Here is a 26107-nt window from a genome sequence, read left to right as displayed (position 1 = left end):
GCGCTGCAACGGTTTTCAATCGATCCGTGCTGGTCTGATGGCTGTGGCACACGACATCAGCCGAATGCTCGACTGGGTTGGCATCAGCCTTGCGGAAACGGGATGAATGGACTTTCAGTCAGCCCTGGTGCTGCGGGTGACCACGTCGGCCTGCACCTGCATGCCTGGTCGCAATCCACAGCGCCGTTGGCTCTGCATCAGCTCACTTCGATCCGGACGCACCACCACCTGGTAGGCGCCGGGTGCTGCCCCCTCTTTACCCGTTGGCGCAGCTTGCAGGGCATCGGCGGCAATGGCGGCCACTCGGCCTCCCAGGACCCAGTACGCATGTTTTGGCTGTAGCGATTGGATTCCGCTGATATTGCTCCGGTGATGCTGGGCACGCAAGATGCCAAATCTGTTCTACTTCCAGTCTGATGGGTTCGACGACGTCGTGGCGGATGAGTTCGAAACGTGGATCACCCATCCAATGCGCCACATTGCTGCGTGACCCTGTCTGGAAGTTATCAACGCAGATCACGTTGTTATCCGGATCTGCCATTAACCGATCGATTAGGTGAGAGCCGATAAACCCGGCTCCACCAGTCACGAGGTGACGCATTGATTCAGTTTTGTGGTGCTCGGCAACCCTATGAAATTTCCCCGATATCTCTTCGTTTTCAACACGAATGCTGGATTATCGCTCCCACTTGCCTCAACTCGCTCCGGTGTGCTGCAAGCCTATGTTTGAGGAAGCCGATCTTTTTTGTGCTGGCGGCGTGCAATGCCCACGAGAGCCTCAGGCCAACACCGGCAGTTTTGCTGGCTCGGTTTGATGGAAGCGCAGCTTGTGGGCTTCCCCCTCGCCCGTGGGCAGTAGCTCCACATCCACCGCAATCGTGTGACCTGCGGTGAACTGGCCTCCCAGGATCCCCTTCGCGATCGGGGTTTCCAGCTCACGCTGGATGGCGCGTTTGAGCGGCCGAGCGCCGTACACGGGGTCGTAGCCCACACCGGCCAGCCAGTCGAGGGCATCGGCATTGAGCTGGAGCGCCAGCTTCTTGTCGTCGAGGCGTTTTGCCAAGCGCTGCACCTGCAGCTCCACGATCTCGCGCAGTTCCTCCTGTTTGAGGCTGTGGAAGATGATCGTTTCATCCAGCCGGTTCAGGAACTCAGGGCGGAAATGGCCGCGTAGGGCCTCGTTGACCCGCGCTTCCATCTCGCTGTGGCGTGCCGGATCACCGGCCAGATCAAGGATTGACGCGCTGCCGATGTTGCTGGTGAGGATCAGCACGGTATTGGTGAAGTCCACCGTGCGGCCCTGGCCATCGGTGACGCGCCCGTCATCGAGGATCTGCAGCATCACGTTGAACACATCGGGGTGGGCTTTCTCCACCTCGTCGAACAGGATCACCGCGTAGGGGCGGTGCCGCACTGCTTCGGTGAGCTGGCCACCTTCCTCGTAGCCCACGTAGCCCGGAGGCGCGCCGATCAGCCGGCTCACAGCGTGCTTTTCCATGTATTCGCTCATGTCGATGCGCACCATCGATTCTTCGGAATCGAACAGCTGCGCCGCCAGGGCCTTGGAGAGCTCGGTTTTGCCCACGCCGGTGGGGCCGAGGAAGAGGAAGCTGGCAATGGGGCGGTTCGGATCGCTGAGCCCGGCGCGGGAACGCTGGATGGCATCGGCCACCGCCGTCACCGCCTGGGCCTGCCCGATCACGCGCGTGTGTAGTTCATCCTCGAGGTGGAGCAGTTTGTCCATCTCGCTCTGCACCAGCTTGGCCACCGGGATTCCGGTCCATTTGGCGATCACTTCGGCGATGTCGTCCTCGGTGACCTCCTCCCGCAGCAGGGTCTTGTCGCTGCCACTGGCGTTGAGCTCCTCTTCTTTGGCGGCGAGCTTCTTGTGCAACTCCGCCAGGGTGCCGTATTCCAGTTCGGCGGCCTTGTTGAGATCGTAGTTGCGCTTTGCCTGCTCCACCTGCAACTGCACCTGCTCGATCTCCTCCTTGATCGCGCCGAGTTCATCGATCGAGCCCTTCTCCTGCTGCCACTGGGCATTGAGGGCGCTCTGCTGTTCGCTCAGATCGGCCAGCTCCTTCTCGAGCCGCTCAAGCCGATCCTTGCTGGCCGCATCGGATTCACGCCCCAGCGACAGTTTTTCCATCTCCAGCTGCAGGATGCGGCGATCGAGCTCATCGATCTGCTCCGGCTTCGAGGTGATCTCCATCTTCAGGCGCGCTGCCGATTCATCCACCAGATCGATGGCCTTGTCGGGCAGAAAGCGATCGGCGATGTAGCGGCTGCTGAGCACCGCTGCCGCCACCAGGGCGTTGTCGGCGATGCGCACGCCGTGATGCACCTCGTAGCGCTCCTTCAACCCCCGCAGGATCGAGATGGTGTCTTCCACCGTGGGCTGGTCCACGAACACCTGCTGGAATCGGCGCTCCAGGGCCGGATCCTTTTCGATGTGCTGGCGGTGCTCGTCGAGGGTGGTGGCGCCGATGCAGCGCAGTTCGCCGCGGGCCAGCATCGGCTTGAGCAGGTTGCTGGCATCCATGGCCCCGCCTGTGGCGCCGGCCCCCACCACCGTGTGGATCTCGTCGATGAACAGCACGATCTGGCCTTCGGAGGCCGTCACCTCCTTGAGCACAGCCTTGAGCCGCTCCTCGAATTCGCCGCGGTACTTGGCACCGGCGATCAGGGCGCCCATGTCGAGTGACACGAGCTGGCGGTTCTGCAATGCCTGGGGCACGTCGCCGTTGACGATCCGCTGGGCCAGACCCTCGACGATCGCCGTTTTGCCCACGCCCGGCTCGCCAATCAGCACCGGGTTGTTCTTGGTGCGGCGGCTGAGGATCTGGATTGTGCGGCGGATCTCCTCATCCCGGCCGATCACCGGATCGAGCTTGCCTTCGCGGGCGGCCTTGGTGAGGTCGCGGCCGTACTTCTCCAGGGATTCGTAGGTGCCTTCGGGGTTCTGATCGGTCACGCTCTGGGATCCGCGGATGGACTGCACCGCCTCTTTGAGTTTGTCGGCGCTGGTGCCGGCCTGCGACAGCAGTTGCTTGCCGCAACGGTCGTCGATCGCCAGGGCCAGCAGCAGGTGCTCAATGGCGATGTAGCTGTCGCCGTAGGTCTCCTTGAGGCTGCCCGCCTGGTCGAGCACGGTGTTGAGACCCTTGCCCAGATAGACGTTGTCGGGAGGGGCGCTCAGGCTGGGTTGACCGGCGATCCAGGCGTCCACCTTCTGGATGAGGCTGCCCACATCCACCCCGGCCTTCTCCAGGATGCGGCCGGCCAGGCCTTGCTGGGCCAGCAGTGCCGCCAGCAGATGCTCGCTTTCCATCTGTTGCTGGCGCTTCTGCTGGGCCAGCTGTTGGGCGGCCACCACGGAGGCCCAGGCTTTTTCGGTGAAGAGTTCGGCGGTGGGATGCATGGGCGACTCCCGTTGGGGATCGGGTGGTTGAACCGTATGGCGGTTTGTTGAAGCACACAGGTAGGAGAACCGTACGGATCAATGCGGTCCTCCCCAGTTTTGGTTGGGTCAAAACGGCTGATCAACGATCTCAACCTGCATCGCAGGGCTCTGTAACGGTCCTCTGCAGTTGCTGGGCTTGCTGTGACCGTTGGTTATGAGTGGAGGCATTCAATTCGCTGGATTGTCCAGGTGCAGCAGATGCGCTGGTGTGTTGTGTTGGCCTCTGTGGTGGTGGCAGGGGGGCTGGCCGCTCCCTCCGCTGTGGAGGCCAGGGGTGGCGGTGGGGGATTCCGCGGCGGTGGTGGTTTTGGCGGCGGCGGTGGTTTTGGTGGCGGCGGTGGTGGCGCTTATCGCTTCAGTGCCCCGCGCATGGAGGCGGCTCCGATCGAGCAGGCGGCCCCGATCGAACGGGCGGCCCCCGTGGAGCGATCGATGCCCGTGGATCGCCCCGAGGAGCGGAACCTGAATCAGGGCTACAGCGGTAGCCATCCGCTCTACGGGCTGGTAGTCGCAGCCCCTGGACCGGCCACAACATCTCAGCGGATCAGTTTCGGCGCTGTAGCGCCGGCGGTTGGGATGGTGCCCGCGGCCTTGGCGGTTTCGACAACGACCGCTTCAACCGCCAGGTGAACCTGGAGAACAACTTCTACAACCGGAACTATGGCGGCTGGAACAATAACTGGGCCGATGGGAGTTACTGGGGCAGTAGGCCTTGGGGCTACGGCTGGTACAACTGGAGCCCAAACTCTTGGGGCTGGTGGGGCGGTTCTTCGGTGGGATTGGGCCTCGCGGCCCTCGCTGCTGCTGAGGTGATCACCTTCTTGGTCAACGATGCCACCGCCCAGCAATCCCCCGTGATTGATGTGCCAGATAGCGATTACCAGCTCAACAACGGCACCGTCGATTCGGTGGGTTCGGGTGGGGCCGACTTCAGCTACGCGGTGGCCGGCAGCCCGCCGGTGAAGGGAGCCGCCAACTGCCAGGAAGGCCTGCTCGATGGCCAAGTGCCCAGTACGGCCGCCCAGGCCCAGTTGCTCAATGCCGCCTGCCAGGTGGCCTATGGCCCCGATCCCAAGGGCACGCCCCTGCCCGAGAGCCTGGTTGGTTGGCTGCCCGGATGGATGCGCGATCTGCTCGTGCTGGCCCTGGGTGGGGGCATCGGCGTGGGTGTTTGGCAGCTGCTGGAGCGCCGCAGTGGCCAACGGCCTCCAGGCGCGGGCGGCAACCATGCCCCCATCACCTCAGGCTGACTCCGCTTCCGCTCCACCAGCTTCTCCTTCCTCCTTCCTCCTTCCTCCTTCTTCTTAATCGGATCGATCTCATGAGCTTCCGACGTTCCCTGGCATTCGCCCTAAGCGCAGCCCTGGCCTGCAGCACGGCCCTGATGCCGATCTCGGCCCAAGCCCGCGGTGGCGGTGGTGGATTTGGCGGTGGCGGCGGTGGTGGTTTTCGTGGCGGTGGCGGGTTTGGTGGGGGCGGCTACCACTGGTCGGGTGGCGGCGATCGCAACGTCAACGTCGACCGGAACGTGTCCGGTGGCGGCGACTGGCGCTCTGGCTACCAGGGCTACCACCCGATGTATGGGGCCGGCAGCCGCACCACGGTCGGCAACGACGACTTCAACCGAAACCTCACCGTCAACAACAACTTCTACAACCGTGATTACAACGGTTGGAATGACGGCTGGCGCAATGGCGGCTACTGGGGCAGTCGCCCCTGGAACACCGGCTGGTATGGCGGCTGGGGAGGCTGGGGTTGGTGGGGGGCGAATGCTGCTGCCTGGGGGGTGGCAAGCCTGGCAACCGGCGCGGTGATCGGTGGGCTCGTCAATGCGGCTTCGGCGCAGCAATCACCGGTGTTCCTGGTGCCCAACACCAGCTACCAGCTCAACTACGGCTCGGTGGAAGCCGTGGGTAGCTCTGGAGTGAGTTTCTTTTACGGGGTTAACGGCACCCAATTGCTAGGAGCCGCCAATTGTCAGCAGGGTCTGCTGAACGGCCAGATTCCAACCGACGCTGATCAGGCCCAGCTGCTCAATGCCGTGTGCCAGGTGGCCTACGGCTCCGGCAGTTGAATCACGCCGGCATCGGGGCCGCACATCCGGAGCGGACAGCCATCCGCTCCGTACACCGCATCCGCCGGTGACAGGCATCCCATCGCGTTCTTGGCCTTCACCTGTTCGGGCTTGATGCGACGCGGCTGGAGCAGCTTCTGGCTGGGCGGCACCACCAGTGGGCAGGAGGTCTTCGGCAAAGCCTGGGCTTGCGCCGGACCCTGGTAGGCCCCCAGCAGCCCAGTTCCGGCGAGGGCGACGACGAGCAAGGCAGCATCCAACCCAAGCAGCAGCGGGGTTGTGGGTGAGGGGCTACGGGCAGCCATGCCGATGCACTGGTTCAGACTGAGACCACTCTGGACTCCCAATGGGGGCTCCCACGCTGCCGTTGTCTGCCGTCATGGATGCGCCCGGATCCGATCCTGTGTTGAACGAGCCGTTGAACAGCCCTTTGCACGACGCGTTCAACGACGCATTGATTGCGCGCCTTGCTTCTGAATCGCGGGAGTTTGATGCCAGCAGCCGTGATCCGGAGCGCAACTGCTGGCTGGCGGTGCACCGGCATGTGCACGGCGTGCTCCCAAGCGAATACGACATCCGCGAGGTGCCCGAGGAGCTCTACCTGGCCGTGCTGGCTGCCCGTCGAGAGCAGGGCTGATGGGGCCCAACAAAAAACCCCGGCCGAAGCCGGGGTTTGCTGAAACGGTTTGACCGAGGCAAAACCAAGCGTCAGCTCAGCTGGGATCAGGCCCAGCCTTTGGAGGACATGTCCTCGACGTAAGCAGCCACGTCAGCGATGTCGCTGTCGCTCAGCTTGCCGCCGAAGGCGGGCATGGCGTTTTTGCCGTTGGTCACCTGGTAGGCGATGGCAGCTTCATGGCCGCTGCTGTAGTTGGCCAGATAGGCCTCAAGGGCATCCTGCTTGAGGGTGCGCTCGGCATTCACCACGTTGCCGCCACCCATGTGGCAGGCCGCGCAGTTGGCGGAGAAGATTTGACCACCGTGGGCCACATCGGCGGCGAAGCTCGGAGCAGCGCCCAGCACGAGCGCTAGGCAGAGAGCGATCAGGGAGAAGAGACGGCGCATGGAAGGCGCTTTCAAAGCACGGGCTACCCGCCAAAATTAAGCTGGGAGCGGCGCTGCTGTGACCCTTGCCAGCCAGGTTCGCAACATTTGCCACACACTCCCGGGGTCATTCGGTTGCGTTTTCAGCGGCCACCACGTTGATTTCGCCGGTCATGCCCGCGGCCCGGTGAGGCTGGCACCAGATGGCGTAGCGACCCGGGGTGTCGAATTGCTGGTCCCAGCTCTCGCCCACAACAAAGCTCAGCGGCTCATGGCTCCATTCGGGGTGGCCGTCCACAATCATGTTGTGGGGCCCCAGCCCGCCAACCTCAAACCGCACCCGCTCACCCGCTGCAATGGTTAGGCGCTCGGGTTGGAACATCAGAAATCCCTCCTTGCTGCCCAGCTGCATCGTGGCCGTGGCTGCCTGGTCTGTGGCTGCCTGGTCTCTGGCCCCCTGGTCTGTAGCCGCCTGAGCCTTCTGCCCTGACCACAGCAGCACGAGCCCCAATGCCACGAGCCCCAGCAGGAGGGCGGCGAGCAGCCGGCGCAGGCCGGACGGGTTCATGGCTTGGGCAGGCCGCGGTGGGGCAGGCCCGATACGTCGAAGACGGCCTGCAGGGTGGGGGCATGGCTCACCAGACCAAACCGCTCCGGCGGGCTCACCGGTTCGTGCACAAAGTGACGTTGGCGGATCGAAAAGCGATCCCAGGCATTCACCTCGATGCGCAGCAGCTTGATCAGGGCCTCGATCAGCCAGCCCTGCAGGTCGAGGCCCAGCGCTGGCCGCCAGCTGCGGCGCCAGCGGCACAGCTGGGCCACGGTGTCGTTGACCGTGATCGCGGCCTGCCCCAGCACCAAGCGACGCACGGCGCCTTGGCCCGGTTCGCGGTTGCTCTGGTGAGGCTGGGTGGCCAGGTGAACGCACACCTGGGCGATGTCAGCGGCGTGGATGAAGTGGAAGCTGGCATCGGCCCGCAGCCACTTCGCCAGCCACAGCCAGCGGCAGGCTTCGGTGAGCCCAGCTGTGAGGTAGCTGGTGGGGAAGGGGCCCTGCCCATCCACACGGCCGCCGAACACCAGGGTGGGGAAGACGGCCACCACCTTTGCGGCCAATGGATGGGCCTCCAGTTGCTGCAGACAGAGGGCTTTGGTCTGGATGTATTCGGTGCCGTAGGCCTCGGCCTCGGGCAGCAGCTGCAGCTGGCGATCGAGGATCGAGGCCGTGGAGAAGTAGATCACCTGCTCCAGCCATTCGGGGCTGGTGAAGGACAGCAGCTGCTTGACCGCCTCCACGTTGACCTGCTGGGCCCGCACGGGATCGCCCCACGCCGTGGCCGTGTGGATCACCCGGGTGGCCGTCGCAATGGCGCCGGCATGGGGTGTGAGCTCCCGCAGGTCGCCCACCAGCAGGGTGATGCGGGGATCGTCGGCCGCCACCGCCGTGAGCTTGGCGGGATCCCGAAGCAGCAGCAGCAGGTCGGCGTCGCTCTCCCGGTAAAGCTGGGCTGCGATGTGCTGACCCACGCAGCCCGAGGCTCCGGTGATCAGGATCCGCTGGGGCCTGCGAACGGGTTGGGAGGGCGCCGCCGACGGGTCGCTCAAGCCAGCGCTCCCCGCTGCTCGCCGAGGCGATCCATCACGCTCTTGCCGGCCTCGAAGAAGAACTGGCCGTTCTCCTCCGGGGTGCCGGGCAGGATCCCGTGGCCCAGGTTGAGGATGTGCTTGCGGCCGCGGGCCTTGCGCACGGTGTCGTCGATGCGGGCCTGGATGGCCGCATGGGTGCCGAATAGCAGGCCGGGGTCCACATTGCCTTGCACGCCCACATGCTCGGGCAGGCGCGCCAGGCCCTCGGCCATGTCCACCGTCCAGTCGAGCGACACGATGTCGACCCCTGTGCGGGCCATGCGCTCGATCACCCCGGCGCTGCCGGAGATGTACAGGATGAAGGGGGTGTCGGGGTGGGTCTGCTTGACCAGATCCACCACCTTCTTCTGATAAGGCGCGGCGAAGGTGTCGTAGTCGGCGGGGCTGAGCTGGCCGGCCCAGGAATCGAACATCTGCACCACCTGAGCGCCGGAGTCGATCTGGTAGCGCAGATAGGCCGCAATCGATTCAGCGAAGTGATCGAGGAGCCGGTGCAGCAGGGCCGACTCCTGGAAGGCCATGGCCTTGATCACCGCGTAGTTCTTGGAGCTCTTGCCCTCCACCACGTAGGCGGCCAGGGTCCAGGGAGCACCCACAAACCCGAGCACGGCGGCCTCATTCCCCACCGCCTGGCGCAGGCGGGTGAGCACCTCCCCTACAAACGGCATGCTCTCGCCCGGCTGCAGGGGGCGAAGCGCTTCCACCTGGGCCATGGAGCGGATCGGGTCCTGGATCAGGGGACCTTTGCTCTCCACGATGTCGAAGTCGATCCCCATGCCCGGCAGGGGCGTGAGGATGTCGGAGAACAGAATCACGCCATCGGGCTTGAACGCCTCGAAGGGCTGCATCGAGATCTCGTAGGAGAGATCGGGGTTTTCCGAGCGCTCCCGGAAGCCGGGGTGTCGGTCGCGCAGATCGCGATACACCTTCATGTAGCGGCCCGCCTGGCGCATCATCCACACCGGCGGCCGCTCAACCTGCTCACCTCGGGCGGCGCGCAGCAGCAGGGGAGCGGTTTCGGTCATGGGTGCAAGCAAGTCGAAGCGAGAACCTACCCGAGCAGGGCCCCGGTTTCGGCGGCTTCGTCACAGGTGTCCTCAACCCGTTCCTGGCTGCGCTTTTCATCGCGGCGGAACACCAGCACCGATAGGGGCGGCAGGCAGAGATCCAGCGATTGCTCGTAGCCGTGGATGCCCCACTCGTCGGTGAACTTGCCGCCCAGGTTGCCCAGGTTGCTGCCGCCGTACTGCTCGGCATCGGTGTTGAACGCCTCCTCGTAGAAGCCTTCCAGCGGCACCCCCACCCGGTAATGGGAATGGCTCTGGGGGGTGAAGTTGGCCACCACCACCAGCCAGCGGCCGGTGGCACTTTCGCGGCGCATGAAACTGATGATCGAGTGGCGGTTGTCGTTGCAGTCGATCCACTGGAATCCAAACTCGCTGAAGTCATCGCCCCAGAGCGCCCGTTCCGATTTGTAGAAGATATTGAGATCGTCGACGAGTCGCTGCAGGCCCTGGTGGGCCTCGTACTGCAGCAGGTCCCACTGCAGATCGCCCCACACGTTCCATTCGGCCCGTTGGCCGAATTCCATCCCCATGAAGATCGTCTTCTTGCCTGGGTGGGTCCACATGTAGGCCAGCAGAGCGCGCACGTTGGCGAACTTCTGCCAGTCATCACCAGGCATCTTGTGCAGAAGGTTGCTCTTGCCATGCACCACCTCATCGTGGCTGAGGGCGAGCATGAAGTTCTCGGTGAAGGCGTACCAGATCGAGAACGTCACATTGTTCTGGTGGAACTGGCGGAACCAGGGATCCAGCTCGAAGTAATCGAGCATGTCGTGCATCCAGCCCATGTTCCATTTGAGGTTGAACCCGAGGCCGCCGATATTGGTGGGCTGGGTGACCATCGGCCAGGTGGTGGATTCCTCGGCGATCGAGAGGGCTCCTGGGAAGTGCTCGAACAGCACGTGGTTGGCCTGCTGCAGGAACTGCACCGCCTCGGTGTTCTCGCGGCCGCCATGTTCGTTGGGCAGCCATTCGCCGTCGGGGCGGAGGTAGTCGCGGTAGAGCATCGAGGCCACCGCATCGACGCGGATGCCATCGATGTGGAACTCCTCAAACCAATACACAAGGTTCGCCACCAGGAAGTTGCGAACTTCGTTGCGGCTGTAGTTGAAAATCAGCGTGCCCCATTCCTTGTGCTCGCCGATGCGGGGATCGGCATGTTCATAGAGGTGGGCGCCATCGAAGAAGGCCAGGCCGTGGGCATCTTTCGGGAAGTGGCCCGGCACCCAGTCGAGGATCACACCAATGCCTTCGGCGTGGCAGCGGTCCACGAAGGCTCTGAACTCATCGGGAGTGCCGAAACGGCTGGTGGGGGCGTACCAGCCCGTCACCTGGTAGCCCCAGGAGCCATCGAAGGGATGCTCCGAAATCGGCATCAGTTCGATGTGGGTGAAGCCGCGGGCCTTCACGTAGGGGATCACCCGATCGGCCAGCTCCGGGTAGGTGAGCAGGCGGGCGCCGGGCTTGAGATCCGCGGCGGGCACGGGTGGACGCGGAGTGCCGTCGGCTTCGATGTAAGGCGCATCGGCGGCGGCATGCATCCAGCTGCCGAGGTGCATCTCGTACACCGATACCGGTTGATCCAGGGGGTTGCGGCTGTCCCGCTCCGCCATCCAGCCGCTGTCACTCCACTGGTGGCCTGAGGGGGCTTCGATGATCGAGCCGTTGTTGGGCCGCACTTCGTGGCGGAAGCCGTAGGGATCGGCTTTTTGGTAGCAGTGGCCGTTCTGGGCCCGCACTTCGTATTTGTAGATCTCGCCGGGATGGAGCCCAGGGATGAACAGCTCCCAGGAGCCCCCGACCCGCGCCTGCATCGGGTGATGCCGGCCATCCCAGCTGTTGAAATTGCCCAGCACCGAGACGCTGCGGGCATTGGGTGCCCACAGGCAGAACTGCACGCCGCTGACGCCGTTGTGCTCGGTGAGATGGGCGCCCATCCGGCGCCAGATGTGGTGGTGGTTGCCCTCGGCAAACAGCAGTCGGTCGAGCTCGCCCATCCATTCATGGCGGTACGACCAGGGGTCGTGCTGCACGTGCTCGATGCCACCGCGCAACACCCGCACCTGGTAGGCCGTGCCGGGATCGCGCTCGAGTTGGGCCTCGAAGATCCAGGGGTGGTTGGGGGTGGCCATCGCCAGGGTCTGGCCGTCGAGCAGCAGCTCCACGCGCTCAGCTTCCGGCATCCAGATGCGCACCACCCAGGCGCCGCTGTCGAGCGGCTGGGGGCCCAGCACGGCGAAGGGATGGTCGTGGCGGCATTCGGCCAGCCGTTCGGCGTCCTGCACCATCCAGTCAAGGCTGAGCAAGGACATGGACCAACGGCGTTCTCGCCGCGAGCTTAGGCGGCTTTGTCTTTAGCGAACCGGCTTTGGGGCGATTGGGTCGTTGGGGAAATCGACGTTGATGATCTCGTTGTTGCTGTTGAGGATCACAAACAGGGAATCGCTCAGCCGGTTGAATTCGGTGTTGACCAACACCAACCGTTGGTCGCTGCTGCTGTCGGCTTCCACAGCCTTGAGGATGCGCACGAAGGACCCTGTCTGCCGCTCCAGTTCCTGCCAGCGCAGCTGCAGCCGCTCCGCTGGGATTTCCGCCTGCATTGGCAGGCTCAGGAAGCTGCGGGCGGTGATGAAGTGACCCTGGCTGAGGGCGGTGACGAAGTTCCGTGCCACGAGGCTGGCTGCTTCGTCGGTGAGGTCGAGGTGATAGCCGGTGAGCTTGCCCGCATCGTTGAGCACCATGAAGAGATCCTGTGGGCCCTCGCTGGTGATCAGGCTGGCTTCCACCGTGGTGCTGCGCAGGCCGCTGCGCACGCTCAGCAGCGTCCAGCGCCGCAATTTGGGTTGGGTGCGCATGGTGGTGGCCACCATCGACGGGCTGCTCACCGCCTTCAGCTCGTCGGAGAACTGGCTGTAGCGCAGGTTGGCGTCGCCGCTCCTCACCGCTTCAAGGATGCGGTTGGCCGCAGCTCGGGCCTGCTCGACGCTGAGGGCTGGGAGGGGTGCGTTGCTGCTCTGGGGTTGAGAGTGCGTCTGAGCCCGCGCTGCGGACCCCGAGGTTCCGGGCATCGAGGACAAGCCGATGCTGAGGCCGGTGGCGAGGGCCAGCAGGCCCAGGGCAACGGGTTGGGGGGCGGAGCGCAGGCGGCGCATCAGCATTGGAGCGGTTAAACGGTTGGCTCAGTTTGCCCCAACTTCTGCGTCCACAAGAGGCAGCAGCCGCAATTGGGCCCCTGCCAGATCCAGGCCCAGGCTGATCACCCGATGCCGGGGGCCACTTGGCCCTTGCGGCAGGCTGCCATCGCCAGGATTCACGGCGATCTGAGGCCAGGCTGAGCCCGCCAGCGATAGCCGTAGCCGTTGCCCCTTCTCGAGGTGGGCAACGAGCGGCTGTAGCTCCAGTTGAATCGGGCCGCTGTGAACAGTGCCGCTGAAAACAGTGCCGCAGCTGCCCGGTTGCTGCCGAAACCGGCCCACACCGGTGCAGAGCTGGTGCACGCCGCTGCCGTCGCGGTCCAGCACCGATAAGGCGGCGCAGAGATCAAAGCTGGGTTGGTCGGCCTCCACGCGCAGCTGCAGCCGGGGCCGCCCTTCCAGGTTGAGCGGCTGGGCTAGCGGGGCGCTGGTGAAGCAGGCCACATCGCCGCGGCGGTCGAGGTCGCTGCGCTCACAGGGCCCGGCGTCGAGCCCCAGGTGGCCGCCGCGACCGGGAACGGGCCGCCAGGGGTCGTGCACCACGGTGACGCTGCCGCTGCCGGATTGCCCCAGCAGCAGCTCGCCTTCTGTGGCATCAATGGCGGCCAGGCCGCCGCTGCGCAGGCCCCAGCTGGGCTGTTCGGCCGGGGCGGCGGGAGCTTGCCACTGGCGGCTGCGGCTGTCCTGCAGCAGCACCGGCGCCTTGAGCTCCGCTGCAGCGCTCTGGTGTTGCAGGTGGTGCTGAAAAAACGCCAGCTGCAGCCGGTCGATCCCGCCCTCCCAATCCAGGTGACTCCAGGCGCCAATCCGCAGCCAGGGCGTGCCGCCCGCTGCTTGGGAGCGGCGCCAGAGCTCCAGGATTCCGCGCAGGTGGGGGTCGTGCCAGCCGCCGATCAGCAGCATGGGCCGGGCGAGCAGGGTGTCGGGCGGCTGATGCACCACGGCTTGGCCTTCGGGGGCGGCGGGCTGGTGCAGCCAGCGGTACGCCATTCCCTGGGGATCGTGGCGGGCGAGCAGGTCCAGCCCGTCCTGCAGGAAGGAGCCGCTGGTGAGGCTGACGCGGATGGCCTGCCATCCGGCTTCATCGCCTTGTCTCTGGCAGCGCTGCGCCGCCAGTTGCAACCCCCAACCCAGCCCGAGGGCCCACCAGTGGGCTCCCCCTTCGCTGGCCCAGTCGCGCTGCTCATCCAGGCCGGCCATGGCCGGGGCCAGGCAGTCGGGGATGGCCGTGGGGTCGTCGCTGAGCAGCTGGGTCAGCCCCTGATAGGAGAAGCCGTAGCAGCCCAACCGGCCGTTGCTGCCCTCGATTTGGCGGGCCCAGCGGATGGTGTCGGCGCCATCGGCAGCCTCCTGGGCGAAACCCCGGAACTCCCCTTCGGATGCGCCCCGACCCCGCACGTCCTGCACCACCACCAGGAAGCCGTGGGCTGCATACCAGCTGGGATGGGCGTAGGTGACGGTGGAGGCGATCGCCCGGCCGTAGGGCTGGCGCATCAACAGCACTGGCCACGGGCCGTCTGCCTCCGGATACCAGAGGCGACTGACGAGCCGGACGCCGTCCCGGCAGGCCATGTCCGCGTCCCGCCAGCGCACTCAGCGCACGTCTGGGCAGTAGAGCCCGATCACGTAGGTGGTGAGCACCTCGGCATCCATGGGGCTGAGATTTTCCTGGCGGGCGATCTGGGCAACCGCGGCGGGCGAGGTGGCGGCCAGACCCTGGGCATTGAAGCTGCGCAGTTGGCCGCACAGCGCCTTGGCACGGGCAGGATTTTGCTTGACCGATTCCAGCAGGGCCGATTGGGCTTGCACGGCGCTTGGCACCGCAACGAGACCCGAAAGCAGGCCCAGCAGCAAAGACGCCAGGCTCGGTGAAAGCCTTTGGCGGAGCCTGAACAGAAGGAAATCGCGGGTGGTCACCATGGCAGAGACCCCTAGTACATCCATTTCAGCGACTTGACGCACCGGGTGGCGGGCCGCCTGGATCAGTTTGTTGGGCGGCGTCGGGCCCGCTGGATCCAGCTCTGCAGGGTGACCAGATCGACCATTGGGGCTGCCATGCCGGTCAAGCTGCGTTGCAGCCGCCCCATCTGCACCAGCAGCCTGTGTGGATCTGCCTCCGCCAGCCCGGCCCGGTTGGCGATGCCGGCGTAAAGCAGCAAGGCGGCCTCGGGCGGCTCCACCCCCACCTCCACCACCAGCCGGGCCTGGCCCCGCAGCTTGGTCAGGCGAGCTTCACTGGCTCCGCCGCTACGGCCCAGGCGGCGCAGGTCGGCATCCAGCAGGCCCGCCAGCTGCTCCCAGCTCACGATCCCAGCGGCCTCCAGCTGGCGCTGCTCCCTCTGGAAATGGGCTGGAAGTTGCCACATCGTCAGGGGAGCAACTCAACCGTGCCGTCAGTCAAGTTGCGGGTGGCTTCGGCCAGCACCGCCGGTTTGCTGAGTCCTGGCGCAACCGTCTCAATCCGCCGCAGGCGCACGTGCACGAGCCCATCGGCGCTGCTGCGGCCACTGCCGCGCAGGTTCTGAGCCACTTGTTGCACGGTGAGCGCTTCCGCTTCCGGGGGAAGGTCGGCCGGGGCCGCTGCAATCACCAGATCGCTGCCGTTGTCAAACACCACCGGCACGCTCACCGCTCCCTCCAGCTGCACCCGCGGCGTGTAGCTGATCGCGAAGGCCAGGCAGGACACCGCCAGCAGGGCTGTGAAGCTGGTGACTCCCACCAGGCGGAAGCGAATCCCCCAACGGCTCAGGTAGCCCACCACCGTGGCCAGAGCCAGCACGCCGCTGGCGGCCCCCAGCCATTGGCCCGCTGTGAACAGGATCGGATCCGCGGCCATGGGGCTGGAAGGTTGGTTCTGGGCCTTTATATTGCGCCCGACGCTGGCAGTGGCAGCCCACGGGGATGGCGGTGTTGCCAGAGCAGGAGCCCGGTCCGAGCACTCCACCTCCAATCCGGTCGCCCCGCTCTGATCGGGCCCGGGTGTGGGTGGCTCTGGCGGTGCTGGGTGGAGGTTGCGGGTTGGTGGTGTGGGGCGGCGACCTCGCTCTGCGACGCCTTTACGGGCACTGGAAGCCCCGGCTTGAGCGGCCGTTGACCGAGCTTCTGGGCCATCCGGTCGCCCTCGGGCCCTATCAGGGCCTGGGCTGGGGTGGCCTGCGCTTGGGTCCCAGCCGGGTCGGGCCAGGGCCGAGCGACGCCTCCAGCCTTGCCGTTGGCTCGATGGCGGTCAGCGTGGATCCGCTCGCCAGCCTGCGCCAGCGCCTGCCTGTGCTGCAGGTGACGTTGGCTGGGGTGCGGGCAGATTTGCGCCGCAACGCCAAAGGGCAGTTCTGGGTGCCGGGCCGCCTCGCTGCTGGAGCCCAGCCGCCCCGGTTGGACCTGCGGCTGCGGCTGTCTGATCCGGCCCTGGTCAGCTTGACCCCTCCGGGCCAGACCTTCCTTCTTTCCGGGCGCCTCGCGCTGCTCACCCACCGCCACCAGCTCCATGTCAACGCTCGGCTCCGGCCTGGGCAGGGGGCCGGCCTGGTGACCTTGGACGGGCAGGGCGATTGGAAGGCGGGTCAATGGCAGGGGCAGCTGCGCAGCGAGGCCTTTCCGCTGCATCCGCTGCAGTCGCTTTTACCCCTGCCAGGCCAGCTCGCTGGACAGCTCGATGGCACGGTTGCGTTGGCTTGGGATGGGCGCCTGCCGGCCTGCCGCGGTGGGCTGACGCTGGGTCAGGTGCAGTGGCGCCCCGCCCAGGGGGGTGGCCGCCTGGAGTTGCCCTCCTTGCCGCTGCGCTGCCGGGGCCAGGTGCTGGAGCTGGCCAGCTCACGCTGGCGCTGGGCCCAACCGGGCACCCGTGGACTGGACGGCACGGTGCAATGGGCGGCCCTGTGGGATGGCGCCCAGCTGCAGCTGCGCCAACTGGAGCTGCGCCGTGGTGGGTCCTGGCTGCGGGCCCGTGGCCGCCTGGGCCAGCGCCTCGATCTGACCGGGCAATGGCGTTTGCGTCCACGGGACCTCCCCGTGCAACCCGGTAGCCCCCCCTGGCTGCTCGACCAAGTGGTGAGCGGCACCCTCACGGCCCGGGGGCCTTGGCGATTGCCCCAGCTCCAAGCGGTGCTGGGCCAGGCCAGCAACCCCCTGTTGGGGCGTTGGGAGGCCGCCCTCGATTGGCGCGACCAGCAGCTGCAGCTGCAACGTTTCACCAGCCCCTACCTCACGGCCCGCGGCGCCCTGCCCCTGGCGCTGCGGGCCGGCCAGGGCCTGGTGCCAGGGCTGTTGGACCTCAGCCTGGAGTTGCAGCGCTACCCCTTGTCGCGTCTCAATCTGTTGGTGGGCACCCAGCTGCAGGGGGTGCTGCAGGCCTCGGGCCGGGTGCGTGGCCCCCTGGGGGCGCTCACTCCCGACTTCGACCTGTGGATCGACCAACCCGGGGCCGGGCCGATCAGCCTGCGGGAAACCTGGCAGGGCCAGTGGTTTGGCGATCCGGCCGGCGGTGGCAGCCTGCGGATGGAGGCCCTGGCCCCCGCTCCGGTCGGATCGTTGGAGGGCCGTCTTGACAACCGCTGGGTGCCGCGCCAGATCCGCCTCGACCGCGGCGGTGGGCTGTTGCAGCTCACGGGTCGACCCCGGGGCTACCGCTGGCAGGCGAGCCGCCTGCCCCTCGACGGCCTGCAGTTGGCCCTGGGGCCGCAGGAACGCCGCCAGCCGCTGCAGGGCCGCCTCAGCGGCCAGGGTGTTCTGGAGCTCCAGCCCTTGGCGTTCAACGGCACGGCCCAGCTGGAGCGCCCGATCTTTCTCGGCGTCTTGGGGCAGTCGGCCCAGCTGAGTTTCCGCTATGCCAACCGGCGCTATCAGGCTCAGGCAAGCCTGGCTCCGTTGGCCGGCGGAACCCTGGCCATCGACTGGAGCGGTCTCTGGCAAGGCGCTTTCCGGGCTCGCCTTGAGGGCCGGGAGCTGTCGACGCTGTTCCTGCAACAGCTGGTGCGGGCCTGGCCCCAGTGGCGTGGCGAGGGGCCGGCGATCATCGGCCGCGCCAGCGACATCGGCACCCTGCTGATCGACACCTTTGGTGGCAGCGTCGATGGTCAGCTGCGGGCACTCGCAGTAGCCCAGGCCCGGCTGGCCTTGGCTGGGGCCGAACGCACCAGCCGCCAGTCCCCCCAGGAGCGTCTCCAGGAGGTGGAGGGTCGCTTCGATGCCGACCTGCGCCTGGGTGGCCCCACCCTGCTTGAGGCCCGCGCCGACCTCGAAGCCCGTGCCCATCTCTGGCGCTCTGGTGCGGATCAGGATCAGGCGCTGACCCAGTTGCCCGTGGTGGTGCGCTTCCAGGGCCCCCTGCGCCGTGGAGCCGGCGATTTCAACCTGGCGAATCTGCCGCTGGAGCTGCTGGCCCTGCTCACGCCCGTGGCGGCCAGCCTGCGCGGCAGCGTGTCTGTTGGGGGGCGCTACCGGTTGGGCAGCCCCGATCCCGAACTCACCCTCAACCTCAGCCTGGCCGATGCCCGGTTGCAGGACACCGCTCTGGTGCTGGAGCGGGGCCTGATCCAGCTCCAAGGGGCCAGGCTTCTGCTCGATTTCTCCCTGCGGGCGGCAGGAGCTTCCAGCAGTGTCGATCTCGCTGGGGTGGTGCCCCTTGATCCACAGCAGCAGGGGGTTGAGTTGCGCCTGGCCAGCCGCGACGATGGCCTGCGCTTCCTGGCTGGTCTGGCCCAGCCGGCCCTGGAGTGGAACCAGGGCAGCGGCGACCTGCAGCTGTTGGTGCGCGGCAGTGTCGCCCAGCCGATTGCCAACGGCTTTTTGCGCTTCCGAGAGGGCCAGCTGCAATTCATCGGTCAGCAGGTGCGCGATGTCGAGGCCACCGTGCTGTTCGACTTCGAGCAGCTGCTGCTTCAGGAGTTCAGCGCCAATGTGGGGGAGAAGGGTTCGGTGCGGGGGCAGGGAAGCCTCGGGTTGCTCAATCCTGCCCGCAACGCGGAGGGTCAGGAGGCCGCTCTGGTGGTGGACCTCAAGGAGGTGCCCTTTGCCCTGCCGCGGATCAAGGCCGTGGCTGACGGTCAGCTCCGCATCGGCGGGGCCTTGGCAGCCCTCGACATTGGCGGGGCTGTGAGCGTCGCCCGCGGCAGCATCAATGTGCAGCCCGCGCGCCTGGCCAGTGAGGTGAGCTCTGCGGTGACGGTGGCCAGCCCGGCCGAGCTGATTGAATCCCGCTGGGATTATCAGCAGCCCCTGGTGTTGCTGGGCCCGGATGTGGAGAGCGATGCCAGCGAGGCATTGCGCGCTGCAGTACCCAGCGTTCGGTTTGTGGGCTTCGACGATCTGCGGCTGAGCCTTGGTCCGGATCTCAACGTGGGGATCCCCAACCTGGCCAGCTTTGGCACCAGCGGGGCCTTGCGCATCAATGGTCGGCTCGATCCCAGCCTGCAGCTGCAGGGGGTGGTGCGGCTGCTGCGCGGGCGCCTGAATCTCTTCACCACCACCTTCAGCCTCGATCCCGATGCCCCCAACGTGGCGGTGTTCACGCCGTCGATGGGGTTGATTCCCTATCTGGATATCGCGTTGCGCACCCGCGTTTCCGACAGCCTGCCGATCACCAGCGGTCTCGGTCCGTCCGGCAGCCTGTCGCTGCAGGACTACCAGGCCGGCGCTGCCACCAATTCGCTCGACCAGCTCAATCTGGTGCGGGTGTTCCTGAGTGTGAGCGGTCCGGCTGATCGCCTGGCCGAAAATCTGGTGCTGCGCAGTTCACCGCCCCTCTCGGAAAATCGCCTCCTGGCCCTGATCGGTGGCAACACCCTCTCTGGCCTGGCCGGCGCCGCCGGCGGCACCGTGCTGGCGACAGCCCTGGGTCAGACCCTGCTCTCCCCCCTGCTCGGCACCCTCAGCGATGCCTTCGGGCAACGTTTGAGCTTCGCCCTCTACCCCACCTACGTCAACCCGTCGCTCAATAGCTCCACCGAGCTCCGCTCGGGCCGGGTTCCCCCCCAGCTGGTGCTGGGGGCTGAGATCGGCCTCGACATCTCGGAGCGCTTCAATGCTTCGGTGCTGGCCGCCCCCAACCGCTCCGACGTGCCCCCCCAGCTGAACCTCAATCTCAAGGCCTCTGAGTTGCTCAACCTGCAGGGCTCGATTGACGCCCAGGGTGCCTGGCAGACCCAGTTGCAGGTGTTCTTCCGCTTTTGATGCCACTGTTCGGATGACACAACACTGATGAACCAGCTGATCGGTGTGGATCTCGGCGGCAGCGCCATCAAGCTCGGTCGCTTCAGCGAAGCCGGGGGGTTGCTGGCCGAGCTGCAGGTGCCGACCCCCCAGCCGGCCTTGCCCGGGGCCGTGACCACGGCGATTGTGGAGGCGGTGCAGCAGCTGGATCCCGAGCGTCTGGCCGACCGGGTGGGCGTGGGCCATCCCGGCCCCAGTGATGCGGCCGGCCGGGTGGCGCGCATCGCCATCAACCTGCCGGGCTGGCGGGATGTGCCCTTGGCCGATTGGCTCGAACCCCTGCTCGAGTGCCGCGTCACCCTGGCCAACGACGCCAACTGTGCCCTGATCGGTGAACACTGGCTGGGGGCGGCCCGAGACGTGCGCGACGTGCTGTTGCTCACCTTGGGCACCGGGGTGGGCGGCGCCGTGCTGCTGGATGGCCAGCTGTTCACCGGCCATCGGGGAGCGGCGGCGGAGCCCGGTCTGATCGGCATCGATCCCGACGGCCCCGCCTGCAACAGCGGCAACCGGGGCTCTCTGGAGGCCTTCTGCAGCCGTCGTGGCTTCGATCGACTCTCCAGCGTGGATCCAGCCGAGCTCTGTCGCCGGGCCGATGCCGGCGATGCCGATGCGCTGGCGGTGTGGCAGGCCTATGGCCGCCTGTTGGGCATCGGCGTGAGCTCGCTGCTGTATGTGTTCACGCCCGAGCTGGTGCTGATTGGTGGCGGCCTGAGTGGCGCCAGTGCCCATTTTTTGCCCGCGGTGTGGAGCGAGGTGGAGCAGCGGGTTCAGGCGGTGAGTCGGGAGGGGCTGACGATTCGGCGTTGCAGCCTCGGCAACGGCGCCGGCCGGCTCGGAGCCGCACGGCTGGCCCTGGAGCGGCTGGGGCCTGGCTTGGGATGATGGCGCGATGATCCCCGATCCCTCCCCCGACCTGCTCGCCCGGGCGGCCCAGGTGCGCCGTAGCGCCATGGCCCTGGGCCAGCTCAGCGATGACCAGCGGCGTCAGGCCGTGCTGGCGATGGCCGCTGCCCTCGAACGCAGCCGCGACGCCATCCTGGCTGCCAACCAGGCCGATCTCAGCGCCGCTGCTGCCGAGGATCTGGCCCCAGCCCTGGTGGCCCGGCTCAAGCTGGATGGCGCCAAGCTGGATGGCGCCATCACCGGGGTGCGCCAGGTGGCCGAGCTGGCCGATCCGCTCGGGCGGCGCCAGCTGCACACCGAGCTGGATGAAGGCCTGGTGCTGGAGCGGGTGACGGTGCCCCTGGGGGTGCTGGGGGTGATCTTTGAAGCCCGGCCCGATGCGGTGATGCAGATCGCCTCCCTGGCGATCCGCTCCGGCAATGGGGCTCTGCTCAAGGGGGGGCGGGAAGCCAGCCACAGCTGCGCGGCCATCCTCACGGCGCTGCGCCAGGGTTTGGCCGGCAGCGCGGTCGCCCCCGATGCCCTGGAGCTGCTCACTAGCCGGGAGGAGAGCCTGGGCCTGCTGAAGCTCGATGGTCTGGTCGACCTGATCATTCCGCGGGGGTCCAACGCCCTGGTGCGCTTCATCCAGGACAACACCCGCATTCCGGTGCTCGGCCATGCGGACGGCATCTGCCACCTGTTTGTGGATCGGGCCGCCGACCCGGATCTGGCCCTGAAGGTGGCGCTGGATTCCAAAACCCAGTACCCCGCTGCCTGCAACGCGATCGAAACCTTGCTGGTGGATGCGGCGATCGCCCCGGCGTTTCTGCCCAGGGCAGTGGCGGGCTTTGCCGCCGCCGGTGTGGACTTGCGCGGCGATGCCGCCTCCATGGCGTTGGGGGTGAGCCATGCCGCCAGCGACGACGACTGGAGCACCGAATATTCCGACCTGATCCTGAGCGTGAAGGTGGTGCCGGATTTAGATGCTGCCCTCGATCACATCGCCCGCTACGGCTCGCGCCACACCGATGCCATCTGCACCCGGGATGCCGCCACGGCCGATCGATTCCTGGCCGCGGTCAACAGCGCCGGGGTGTACCTCAATTGCTCCACCCGCTTCGCCGATGGCTTCCGCTACGGCTTCGGCGCCGAGGTGGGCATCTCCACCCAAACCCTGCCGCCCCGGGGGCCGGTGGGTCTGGAGGGTCTGGTCACCTACCGCTACCGCCTGCGCGGCGAGGGCCACATCGCCGCCGACTACGCCAGCGGCACGCGCCAGTTCAGCCATCGCAGCCTGCCCCTGTGAGCGACGCGGTTGGCGGCGATCGCATCTGGGTGCGCGGCTTGCGCCTCTGGGCCCACGTGGGGGTGCTGGATGTGGAGCGCGCCGAGGGCCAGTGGTTCGAGCTGGATCTCGTGCTGGCGGTTGATCTGTCCAGGGCCGGCCGCAGCGATGCCCTCGGCGACACCCTCGACTACAGCCAGCTGATCACCGCCCTGCAGCGCCAGGCCCGAGCGATCTGCTGCCACACCCTTGAGCACTACAGCGAGCGGATTCTGGATCTGGCGGAGGAGCTCTATGGGCCGGTGCCGATCCTTCTGGAGCTGCGCAAATGCCACGCTCCGGTGCCGGGCTTTGGTGGCGTGGTGGCGGTGGAGCGTCGCCGACGCTGGCTCATGGCACCTGAATTGTGAATCCACCGCGATGGTGAAAATCGGCCTCGGCGGCTGGATGGTGCAGGGCCCAGTAGCTCAGGGTTCCATCGCTGCCTTGGATGACGGCCGTGATGCCAACCTCCAGCCCTGGGCGTTCAACTGAGGCGGCCCCAGTTGCACCAGCTGTTTCAAAAGCTGATTCACCAGTTGTTTCACAACCTGTTTCACAAGCTCTTTCAACGCCTTGTCTTTGCACATCGGGGGGCAGTGGGCAGCGCAGCGTCAAGGTCAGTTGCTGCGTCGTGAAGCCTGCCCCATGCTGTTCCACCTGGAAGGGCAGTTGCTGATAGGCCGGTTCGGGCGTCAATCCCTGCCGGTAGCCCTCCAGGCGGTAGACGTTCCAGTGGCCGGCCGGGGACAGGTTGAATTCCAAGTAGCCGTTGGCTCCCTGGCGGGCCAGGAACAGCTCCAGGCAGGTGGTCTGCCAGAGCAGATCGCGCCGCTCCGGCTGGCTGGCGGGAGCGGGGAGGCTCAGCCGGGCCAGATCGCCCTGGAGTTGGTAGGCGATCTCGAGGGTGTCGGCGGTGACCGCCAGCTGCCCGGTGATGTTGAGCTTCTTCGTCAGGCTCGCGTCACTGGAGCCGCGGCCCGGGGCGTCGCTCCCAAACGGGATAAGCCGGAAGGGAATGCTGGTCATCGCAGCGCGTCGACGATGGCGCGGATCTCAGCCTCCTGGGCTTCGATGCTTTCGGTGAGCCGAAACTGCACCCGGGCGCGATCGAGGTTGTGGCCGGGCCTGCTGGTGCGGAAGTAGGTGTCTCCCGCCAGGTGGTCGCTGAAGAAACGCAGGCCGAGCTCGAAGCTGATCAGGCGGGCTGCATCGAAAATGTGGTCGAGGTCGGCAGCGCTGAGGCAGGCGCGGGCCGCCCCCAGGTAGCCCTGAAGCACGGCCCGGCAGAGCTCCAGGTCGAAGCACACCCCCTCGCCATCGCCGGCTTCCTCTCCGAGACGATTGCAGGCGGAGCGCAGGCAGTCACCGATGTCGTAGTGCACGAGCCCGGGCTTCACCGTGTCGAGATCCACCAGGCTCACAGCAATCCCCGTGCTGGCGCAGAGCATCACGTTGTTCACCTTGGGATCGCCATGAATGGGCCGTAGCTGCAGCCGCCCGGCCGTTGCTGCGTCCTCCAGCAGCGGGGCAAGCTTGCGGCGCTGCTCCACAAAGGTGCAACACCACTGGCTCCGATCGCAGAGCTGGTGCAACGTGGACTGCAGGGTGGTGTCGTAGGCGGCTAGATAGCCGGGTGTGATGTGGAACCCGGGCAGGGTGTCGGCCAGCTGCTCGGCGGGCAGATCGCTGATCAGGCTGTGGAACAACCCCAGACCCCGCCCAACCTGCCGAGCCTGCTCCGCGGTGGTGATGGCATCCACTGTCACCGCGTCGTTGACGAAGGTGAGCAGCCGCCAGAACTGGTCCCCCCTCTCCATCCAGGGCTCTCCCGTGTGGCGGTTGGGGATCACCTGGGGCACCTCCCAGCGTTGGCCCGCCATCGGCCGCTGTTGGACGTGGTTGCTGAGCACCTGGAGGTTGCCCATCACCAGCTGGGGCTGGGGAAACACGGCCCTGTTGATCCGCTGCAGCACAAAGCAAACGCCGTTGGCGGTGTCCACCCGGTAGGTGTCGTTGACGTTGCCGTTGCCCAGGGGCGCAATCGCGGTGACGGGCCCGGGCAGGGCAAAGGCCTCGGCGATGGCCACCAGCTCCGGGGCGGCAGCAGCCATCAGGCGGCCACCAGCCCGGAGTGGCGGATCAGGGCCTCACTGCTGGGTTGGCGGCCGCGGAAAGCCTCGAACACCTCCGCTGGAGGGAGGCTGCCGCCCAGGCTGAGCACGGTGTCGCGGAAGCGGCGGCCGGTGGCCACGATCTCTTCTTCCTGCTCGAGCCCCACCTCTTCAAAGGCGCTGAAGGCGTCGGCGCTGAGCACCTCGGCCCACTTGTAGGAGTAGTAGCCGGCCGAATAGCCGCCAGCAAAGATGTGGCTGAAGGCGCAGAGAAAGGCGTCTTCGGGGATGGGTTCGAGCACTGTGGTGGAGCGGGCGAGGTCGCGGCGCAGCTGCTCCGGGCTCTGGCCGCAAGCCGGCGTCCACTGGCTATGCAGGCGCAGGTCGGTGAGGGCGAAGTGCACCTGCCGCAGGGTGGCGCTGCCACCCATGAAGGTGCGCGCCGCCAGCAGCTTCTGATAGTCCGATTCCGGCAGGGGTTCACCGGTTTGCCAATGGCGGGCCATGCCCATCAGGGTGGCTCGGTCGTAGCACCAGTTCTCCATGAACTGGCTCGGCAGCTCCACCGCATCCCATTCCACGTTGTTGATTCCGGCGGCCTGGGGGCGCTCCACGGTGGTGAGCATGTGCTGGAGCCCATGGCCAAACTCGTGGAAGAGGGTTTCCACCTCGTCGAAGGTCATCAGGCTGGGGGTGTCGCCCACCGGCGGGCTCTGGTTGCAGATCAGGTAGGCCACGGGCAGCACCGCTTCGCCGGCATGGGTGCGGGAGCGACCGAGGCACTCATCCATCCAGGCACCACCGCGCTTGCTGCCGGGGCGGCTGTAGGGATCGAGGTAAAAGCCTGCCAGGGCTTGGCCGCTGGCCCCATCGAGCACGCGGAAATAGCGCACATCGCTGTGCCAGATGGGCGCCTCGCCATCGGCGGAGACGATGCGGATGTCGAACAGGCGCTGGCAGAGGCCGAACAGCCCCTGCAGCACCTGCTCCAGGGAGAACCAGGGCCGCAGGGCTTCGCTATCGAGGTCGAAGCTCTCTTGCCGCAACACTTCAGCCCAGTAGCTCACATCCCAGGGTTTGAGTGCCGCGGCCTCGTCGGCGCCATGGCGGGCGGCGCAGGCGGCAAGGGCCTCCAGCTCCTGCTGGGCGGCGGGATAGGCGGCGGCTCGCAGGTCGTCGAGCAACGCTTCCACCTCCGCCACTGAGCCGGCCATCTTCGAGGCGAGGCTCACCTCGGCCCAGTTGGTGAAGCCCAGCCGCTGGGCCTGCTCCAGCTTCAGCTGCAGGATCTGCTCGATCAGGGGATGGTTGTCGAGCTCGCCCGTGGAGGCCCGGCTCACCTGGGCGCGGTACACCTGCTCGCGCAGGTCGCGGCGCTGGCTGTATTTGAGGAATGGCACCACCCGGGGCATGTCGAGCCCGAGCCGCCAGCCGCTCTCGCCGGCATCGCGGGCGGCCTGGGCCAGCAGCTCCCGCAAACTCGTCGGCAAGCCGGCCAGGTCGGCCTCACTGGTGAGGGTGAGACTCCAGCCATTGGTGGCATCGAGCACGTGGTTGCTGAAGGTGGTGGCCAGCTCGGCCTGCCGGGCGCTGGCGGCATTGAAGGCCTCCTGCTCCGCTCCCTCCAGCCCGACCCCGCGCAGGCGCATGTCGCGCAGCTCGGCCTCCAGGATGCGGCGCTGGGTGCCATCGAGGTTGGCGGCGTTTTGCTGCAGGGCTTCGAGGGCGCGGTAGATCGGCCGCGACTGGCCGGCGCGGTTGCCGAATTGCACCACGGCGCCCTGCTGCTGCTGGTGGGCCGCCCGCAATTCGGGGGTGTTGCAGACGCCATTCAGATGGCTCACCACCCCCCAGCTCCAGCGCAGGCGCTCGCCGAGATGGTGCAGGGGATCCATCAGCTCGTCCCAGGCGAGCGGAGTGGCCTCGGCCAGCCTTTGCTCCAGCTTCGTTTCCAGGGCCGTGAGTTCACTGTTGAGGGCATCAAGCAGGGCGGGGATGCCCTGCTCCACCTGCTCCGGTGTGATCGCCTCAAACTGGGGCAGACCCTGGCCAGCCAACAGGGGCAGCGAAGCGCTCACGGTCATGGGTG

24 protein-coding genes and 1 pseudogene are annotated in these 26107 nt (G+C 66.7%); 8 read left to right on the top strand and 17 right to left on the bottom strand.

Translation table 11 applies throughout. The features are described from left to right. Positions 1-114: 114 nt before the first annotated feature. The 3 genes and pseudogenes from KBY57_RS02225 to clpB all read right to left on the bottom strand — a co-directional run bounded on the left by KBY57_RS02225 (position 115) and on the right by clpB (position 3421). A complete protein-coding gene (locus KBY57_RS02225) occupies positions 115-303 on the bottom strand; it encodes a hypothetical protein (RefSeq protein ID WP_254994235.1) in 189 nt (62 codons plus the stop codon). A gap of 13 nt (positions 304-316) precedes the next feature. Then, positions 317-601 (bottom strand): annotated as a pseudogene (locus tag KBY57_RS02220) (GDP-mannose 4,6-dehydratase); the annotation flags it as partial. Positions 602-778: 177 nt separating this feature from the next. Next, the gene (gene clpB / locus KBY57_RS02215; RefSeq protein WP_254994234.1) at positions 779-3421 is read right to left on the bottom strand and encodes an ATP-dependent chaperone ClpB; all 2643 of its coding nucleotides are present in this window, start codon (positions 3419-3421) and stop codon (positions 779-781) included. 258 nt (positions 3422-3679) lie between these two features. Between clpB and KBY57_RS02210 the strand changes: the two genes are divergently transcribed. The 3 genes from KBY57_RS02210 (at position 3680) to KBY57_RS02200 (ending at position 5537) form a co-directional block, all read left to right on the top strand. Continuing rightward, entirely contained in the window at positions 3680-4093 is a 414-nt protein-coding gene (locus tag KBY57_RS02210) for a hypothetical protein (protein WP_254994233.1), read from the top strand. A 143-nt stretch (positions 4094-4236) separates the two neighbouring features. Beyond that, entirely contained in the window at positions 4237-4713 is a 477-nt protein-coding gene (locus KBY57_RS02205; protein ID WP_254994232.1) for a hypothetical protein, read from the top strand. Positions 4714-4784: 71 nt separating this feature from the next. After that, complete coding sequence (locus tag KBY57_RS02200; protein WP_254994231.1) at positions 4785-5537, top strand: hypothetical protein; 753 nt, start codon at positions 4785-4787, stop codon at positions 5535-5537. On the opposite strand, the gene KBY57_RS02195 is transcribed toward KBY57_RS02200, so the two are convergent. Beyond that, a complete protein-coding gene (locus KBY57_RS02195; protein WP_254994230.1) occupies positions 5519-5842 on the bottom strand; it encodes a hypothetical protein in 324 nt (107 codons plus the stop codon). The two genes, KBY57_RS02200 and KBY57_RS02195, sit on opposite strands and share 19 nt — an antisense overlap. Before the next feature lie 113 nt (positions 5843-5955). Here KBY57_RS02195 and KBY57_RS02190 point away from each other — a divergent pair, with 113 nt between their 5' ends. Then, entirely contained in the window at positions 5956-6174 is a 219-nt protein-coding gene (locus tag KBY57_RS02190; protein WP_254994229.1) for a hypothetical protein, read from the top strand. Between the two features lie 86 nt (positions 6175-6260). Here the strand turns inward: KBY57_RS02190 and KBY57_RS02185 are convergent, their stop codons facing one another. From KBY57_RS02185 to KBY57_RS02140, 10 genes are all read right to left on the bottom strand, one after another. Next, complete coding sequence (locus KBY57_RS02185; protein ID WP_254994228.1) at positions 6261-6602, bottom strand: c-type cytochrome; 342 nt, start codon at positions 6600-6602, stop codon at positions 6261-6263. 106 nt (positions 6603-6708) lie between these two features. After that, positions 6709-7149, bottom strand: a complete 441-nt coding sequence (locus KBY57_RS02180; protein WP_254994227.1) for a plastocyanin/azurin family copper-binding protein — start codon at positions 7147-7149, stop codon at positions 6709-6711. Then, on the bottom strand, positions 7146-8186 hold the full coding sequence (locus KBY57_RS02175) for an NAD-dependent epimerase/dehydratase family protein (RefSeq protein ID WP_254994226.1): 1041 nt from the start codon (positions 8184-8186) through the stop codon (positions 7146-7148). Before KBY57_RS02175 ends, KBY57_RS02180 begins: the two co-directional genes overlap by 4 nt. Beyond that, positions 8183-9253 carry a uroporphyrinogen decarboxylase gene (hemE, locus tag KBY57_RS02170; RefSeq protein ID WP_254994225.1) on the bottom strand — a complete coding sequence of 357 codons (1071 nt, stop codon included), beginning with the start codon at positions 9251-9253 and terminating at the stop codon, positions 8183-8185. The genes KBY57_RS02175 and hemE overlap by 4 nt, the downstream gene beginning before the upstream one ends. A 26-nt stretch (positions 9254-9279) precedes the next feature. Then, positions 9280-11604, bottom strand: a complete 2325-nt coding sequence (gene glgB, locus KBY57_RS02165; protein ID WP_254994224.1) for a 1,4-alpha-glucan branching protein GlgB — start codon at positions 11602-11604, stop codon at positions 9280-9282. Between the two features lie 42 nt (positions 11605-11646). Next, a complete protein-coding gene (locus tag KBY57_RS02160) occupies positions 11647-12450 on the bottom strand; it encodes a DUF3887 domain-containing protein (protein WP_254994223.1) in 804 nt (267 codons plus the stop codon). Positions 12451-12471: 21 nt separating this feature from the next. Beyond that, the gene (locus tag KBY57_RS02155) at positions 12472-14058 is read right to left on the bottom strand and encodes a CocE/NonD family hydrolase (RefSeq protein ID WP_254994222.1); all 1587 of its coding nucleotides are present in this window, start codon (positions 14056-14058) and stop codon (positions 12472-12474) included. A 21-nt stretch (positions 14059-14079) separates the two neighbouring features. Next, positions 14080-14406: a hypothetical protein gene (locus tag KBY57_RS02150; protein WP_254994221.1), complete on the bottom strand. Its 327-nt coding sequence runs from the start codon at positions 14404-14406 to the stop codon at positions 14080-14082. A 62-nt stretch (positions 14407-14468) separates the two neighbouring features. After that, positions 14469-14852 carry a DUF4332 domain-containing protein gene (locus tag KBY57_RS02145; protein ID WP_094559496.1) on the bottom strand — a complete coding sequence of 128 codons (384 nt, stop codon included), beginning with the start codon at positions 14850-14852 and terminating at the stop codon, positions 14469-14471. A 2-nt stretch (positions 14853-14854) separates the two neighbouring features. Further along, entirely contained in the window at positions 14855-15322 is a 468-nt protein-coding gene (locus KBY57_RS02140) for a Ycf51 family protein (protein ID WP_254994220.1), read from the bottom strand. 149 nt (positions 15323-15471) lie between these two features. On the opposite strand from KBY57_RS02140, the gene KBY57_RS02135 reads away from it, so the two are divergent. From KBY57_RS02135 to KBY57_RS02120, 4 genes are read left to right on the top strand one after another with little or no spacing between them, the layout of a single operon-like run. After that, on the top strand, positions 15472-19653 hold the full coding sequence (locus tag KBY57_RS02135; protein ID WP_254994219.1) for a translocation/assembly module TamB: 4182 nt from the start codon (positions 15472-15474) through the stop codon (positions 19651-19653). Between the two features lie 27 nt (positions 19654-19680). Continuing rightward, positions 19681-20577, top strand: a complete 897-nt coding sequence (locus KBY57_RS02130) for an ROK family protein (protein WP_254987248.1) — start codon at positions 19681-19683, stop codon at positions 20575-20577. 7 nt (positions 20578-20584) lie between these two features. Next, complete coding sequence (locus KBY57_RS02125; protein WP_254994218.1) at positions 20585-21886, top strand: glutamate-5-semialdehyde dehydrogenase; 1302 nt, start codon at positions 20585-20587, stop codon at positions 21884-21886. Further along, positions 21883-22275, top strand: coding sequence for a dihydroneopterin aldolase (locus KBY57_RS02120; RefSeq protein WP_254994217.1), 393 nt, complete (start codon positions 21883-21885; stop codon positions 22273-22275). Before KBY57_RS02125 ends, KBY57_RS02120 begins: the two co-directional genes overlap by 4 nt. Here the strand turns inward: KBY57_RS02120 and KBY57_RS02115 are convergent. Genes KBY57_RS02115 through KBY57_RS02105 form a run of 3 tightly spaced genes read right to left on the bottom strand, consistent with a single transcriptional unit; the run spans position 22256 to position 26102 of the window. Next, positions 22256-22933, bottom strand: a complete 678-nt coding sequence (locus KBY57_RS02115) for a DOMON-like domain-containing protein (RefSeq protein WP_254994216.1) — start codon at positions 22931-22933, stop codon at positions 22256-22258. The two genes, KBY57_RS02120 and KBY57_RS02115, sit on opposite strands and share 20 nt — an antisense overlap. Then, complete coding sequence (locus tag KBY57_RS02110) at positions 22930-24018, bottom strand: phosphotransferase enzyme family protein (RefSeq protein ID WP_254994215.1); 1089 nt, start codon at positions 24016-24018, stop codon at positions 22930-22932. The genes KBY57_RS02115 and KBY57_RS02110 overlap by 4 nt, the downstream gene beginning before the upstream one ends. After that, a complete protein-coding gene (locus KBY57_RS02105) occupies positions 24018-26102 on the bottom strand; it encodes a M3 family metallopeptidase (RefSeq protein WP_254994214.1) in 2085 nt (694 codons plus the stop codon). The genes KBY57_RS02110 and KBY57_RS02105 overlap by 1 nt, the downstream gene beginning before the upstream one ends. Positions 26103-26107 lie beyond the last annotated feature (5 nt).

It is taken from the genome of Cyanobium sp. Aljojuca 7D2 (genome assembly GCF_024346415.1).
Classification (GTDB): Bacteria; Cyanobacteriota; Cyanobacteriia; order PCC-6307; family Cyanobiaceae; genus Cyanobium_A.
This window is presented reverse-complemented; position numbering and strand designations above follow the sequence as displayed.

Bases quoted from the DNA above. Each gene is read 5' to 3' on its own strand.
- KBY57_RS02185 (WP_254994228.1), bottom strand. From the start codon at position 6,602: ATGCGCCGTCTCTTCTCCCTGATCGCTCTCTGCCTAGCGCTCGTGCTG.
- glgB (WP_254994224.1), bottom strand. From the start codon at position 11,604: ATGTCCTTGCTCAGCCTTGACTGGATGGTGCAGGACGCCGAACGGCTG.
- KBY57_RS02105 (WP_254994214.1), bottom strand. From the start codon at position 26,102: ATGACCGTGAGCGCTTCGCTGCCCCTGTTGGCTGGCCAGGGTCTGCCC.
- KBY57_RS02110 (WP_254994215.1), bottom strand. From the start codon at position 24,018: ATGGCTGCTGCCGCCCCGGAGCTGGTGGCCATCGCCGAGGCCTTTGCC.
- KBY57_RS02125 (WP_254994218.1), top strand. From the start codon at position 20,585: ATGATCCCCGATCCCTCCCCCGACCTGCTCGCCCGGGCGGCCCAGGTG.
- KBY57_RS02115 (WP_254994216.1), bottom strand. From the start codon at position 22,933: ATGACCAGCATTCCCTTCCGGCTTATCCCGTTTGGGAGCGACGCCCCG.
- KBY57_RS02150 (WP_254994221.1), bottom strand. From the start codon at position 14,406: ATGGTGACCACCCGCGATTTCCTTCTGTTCAGGCTCCGCCAAAGGCTT.
- KBY57_RS02160 (WP_254994223.1), bottom strand. From the start codon at position 12,450: ATGCTGATGCGCCGCCTGCGCTCCGCCCCCCAACCCGTTGCCCTGGGC.
- KBY57_RS02195 (WP_254994230.1), bottom strand. From the start codon at position 5,842: ATGGCTGCCCGTAGCCCCTCACCCACAACCCCGCTGCTGCTTGGGTTG.
- KBY57_RS02180 (WP_254994227.1), bottom strand. From the start codon at position 7,149: ATGAACCCGTCCGGCCTGCGCCGGCTGCTCGCCGCCCTCCTGCTGGGG.
- KBY57_RS02155 (WP_254994222.1), bottom strand. From the start codon at position 14,058: ATGGCCTGCCGGGACGGCGTCCGGCTCGTCAGTCGCCTCTGGTATCCG.
- KBY57_RS02130 (WP_254987248.1), top strand. From the start codon at position 19,681: ATGAACCAGCTGATCGGTGTGGATCTCGGCGGCAGCGCCATCAAGCTC.
- clpB (WP_254994234.1), bottom strand. From the start codon at position 3,421: ATGCATCCCACCGCCGAACTCTTCACCGAAAAAGCCTGGGCCTCCGTG.
- KBY57_RS02200 (WP_254994231.1), top strand. From the start codon at position 4,785: ATGAGCTTCCGACGTTCCCTGGCATTCGCCCTAAGCGCAGCCCTGGCC.
- KBY57_RS02140 (WP_254994220.1), bottom strand. From the start codon at position 15,322: ATGGCCGCGGATCCGATCCTGTTCACAGCGGGCCAATGGCTGGGGGCC.
- KBY57_RS02145 (WP_094559496.1), bottom strand. From the start codon at position 14,852: ATGTGGCAACTTCCAGCCCATTTCCAGAGGGAGCAGCGCCAGCTGGAG.
- hemE (WP_254994225.1), bottom strand. From the start codon at position 9,253: ATGACCGAAACCGCTCCCCTGCTGCTGCGCGCCGCCCGAGGTGAGCAG.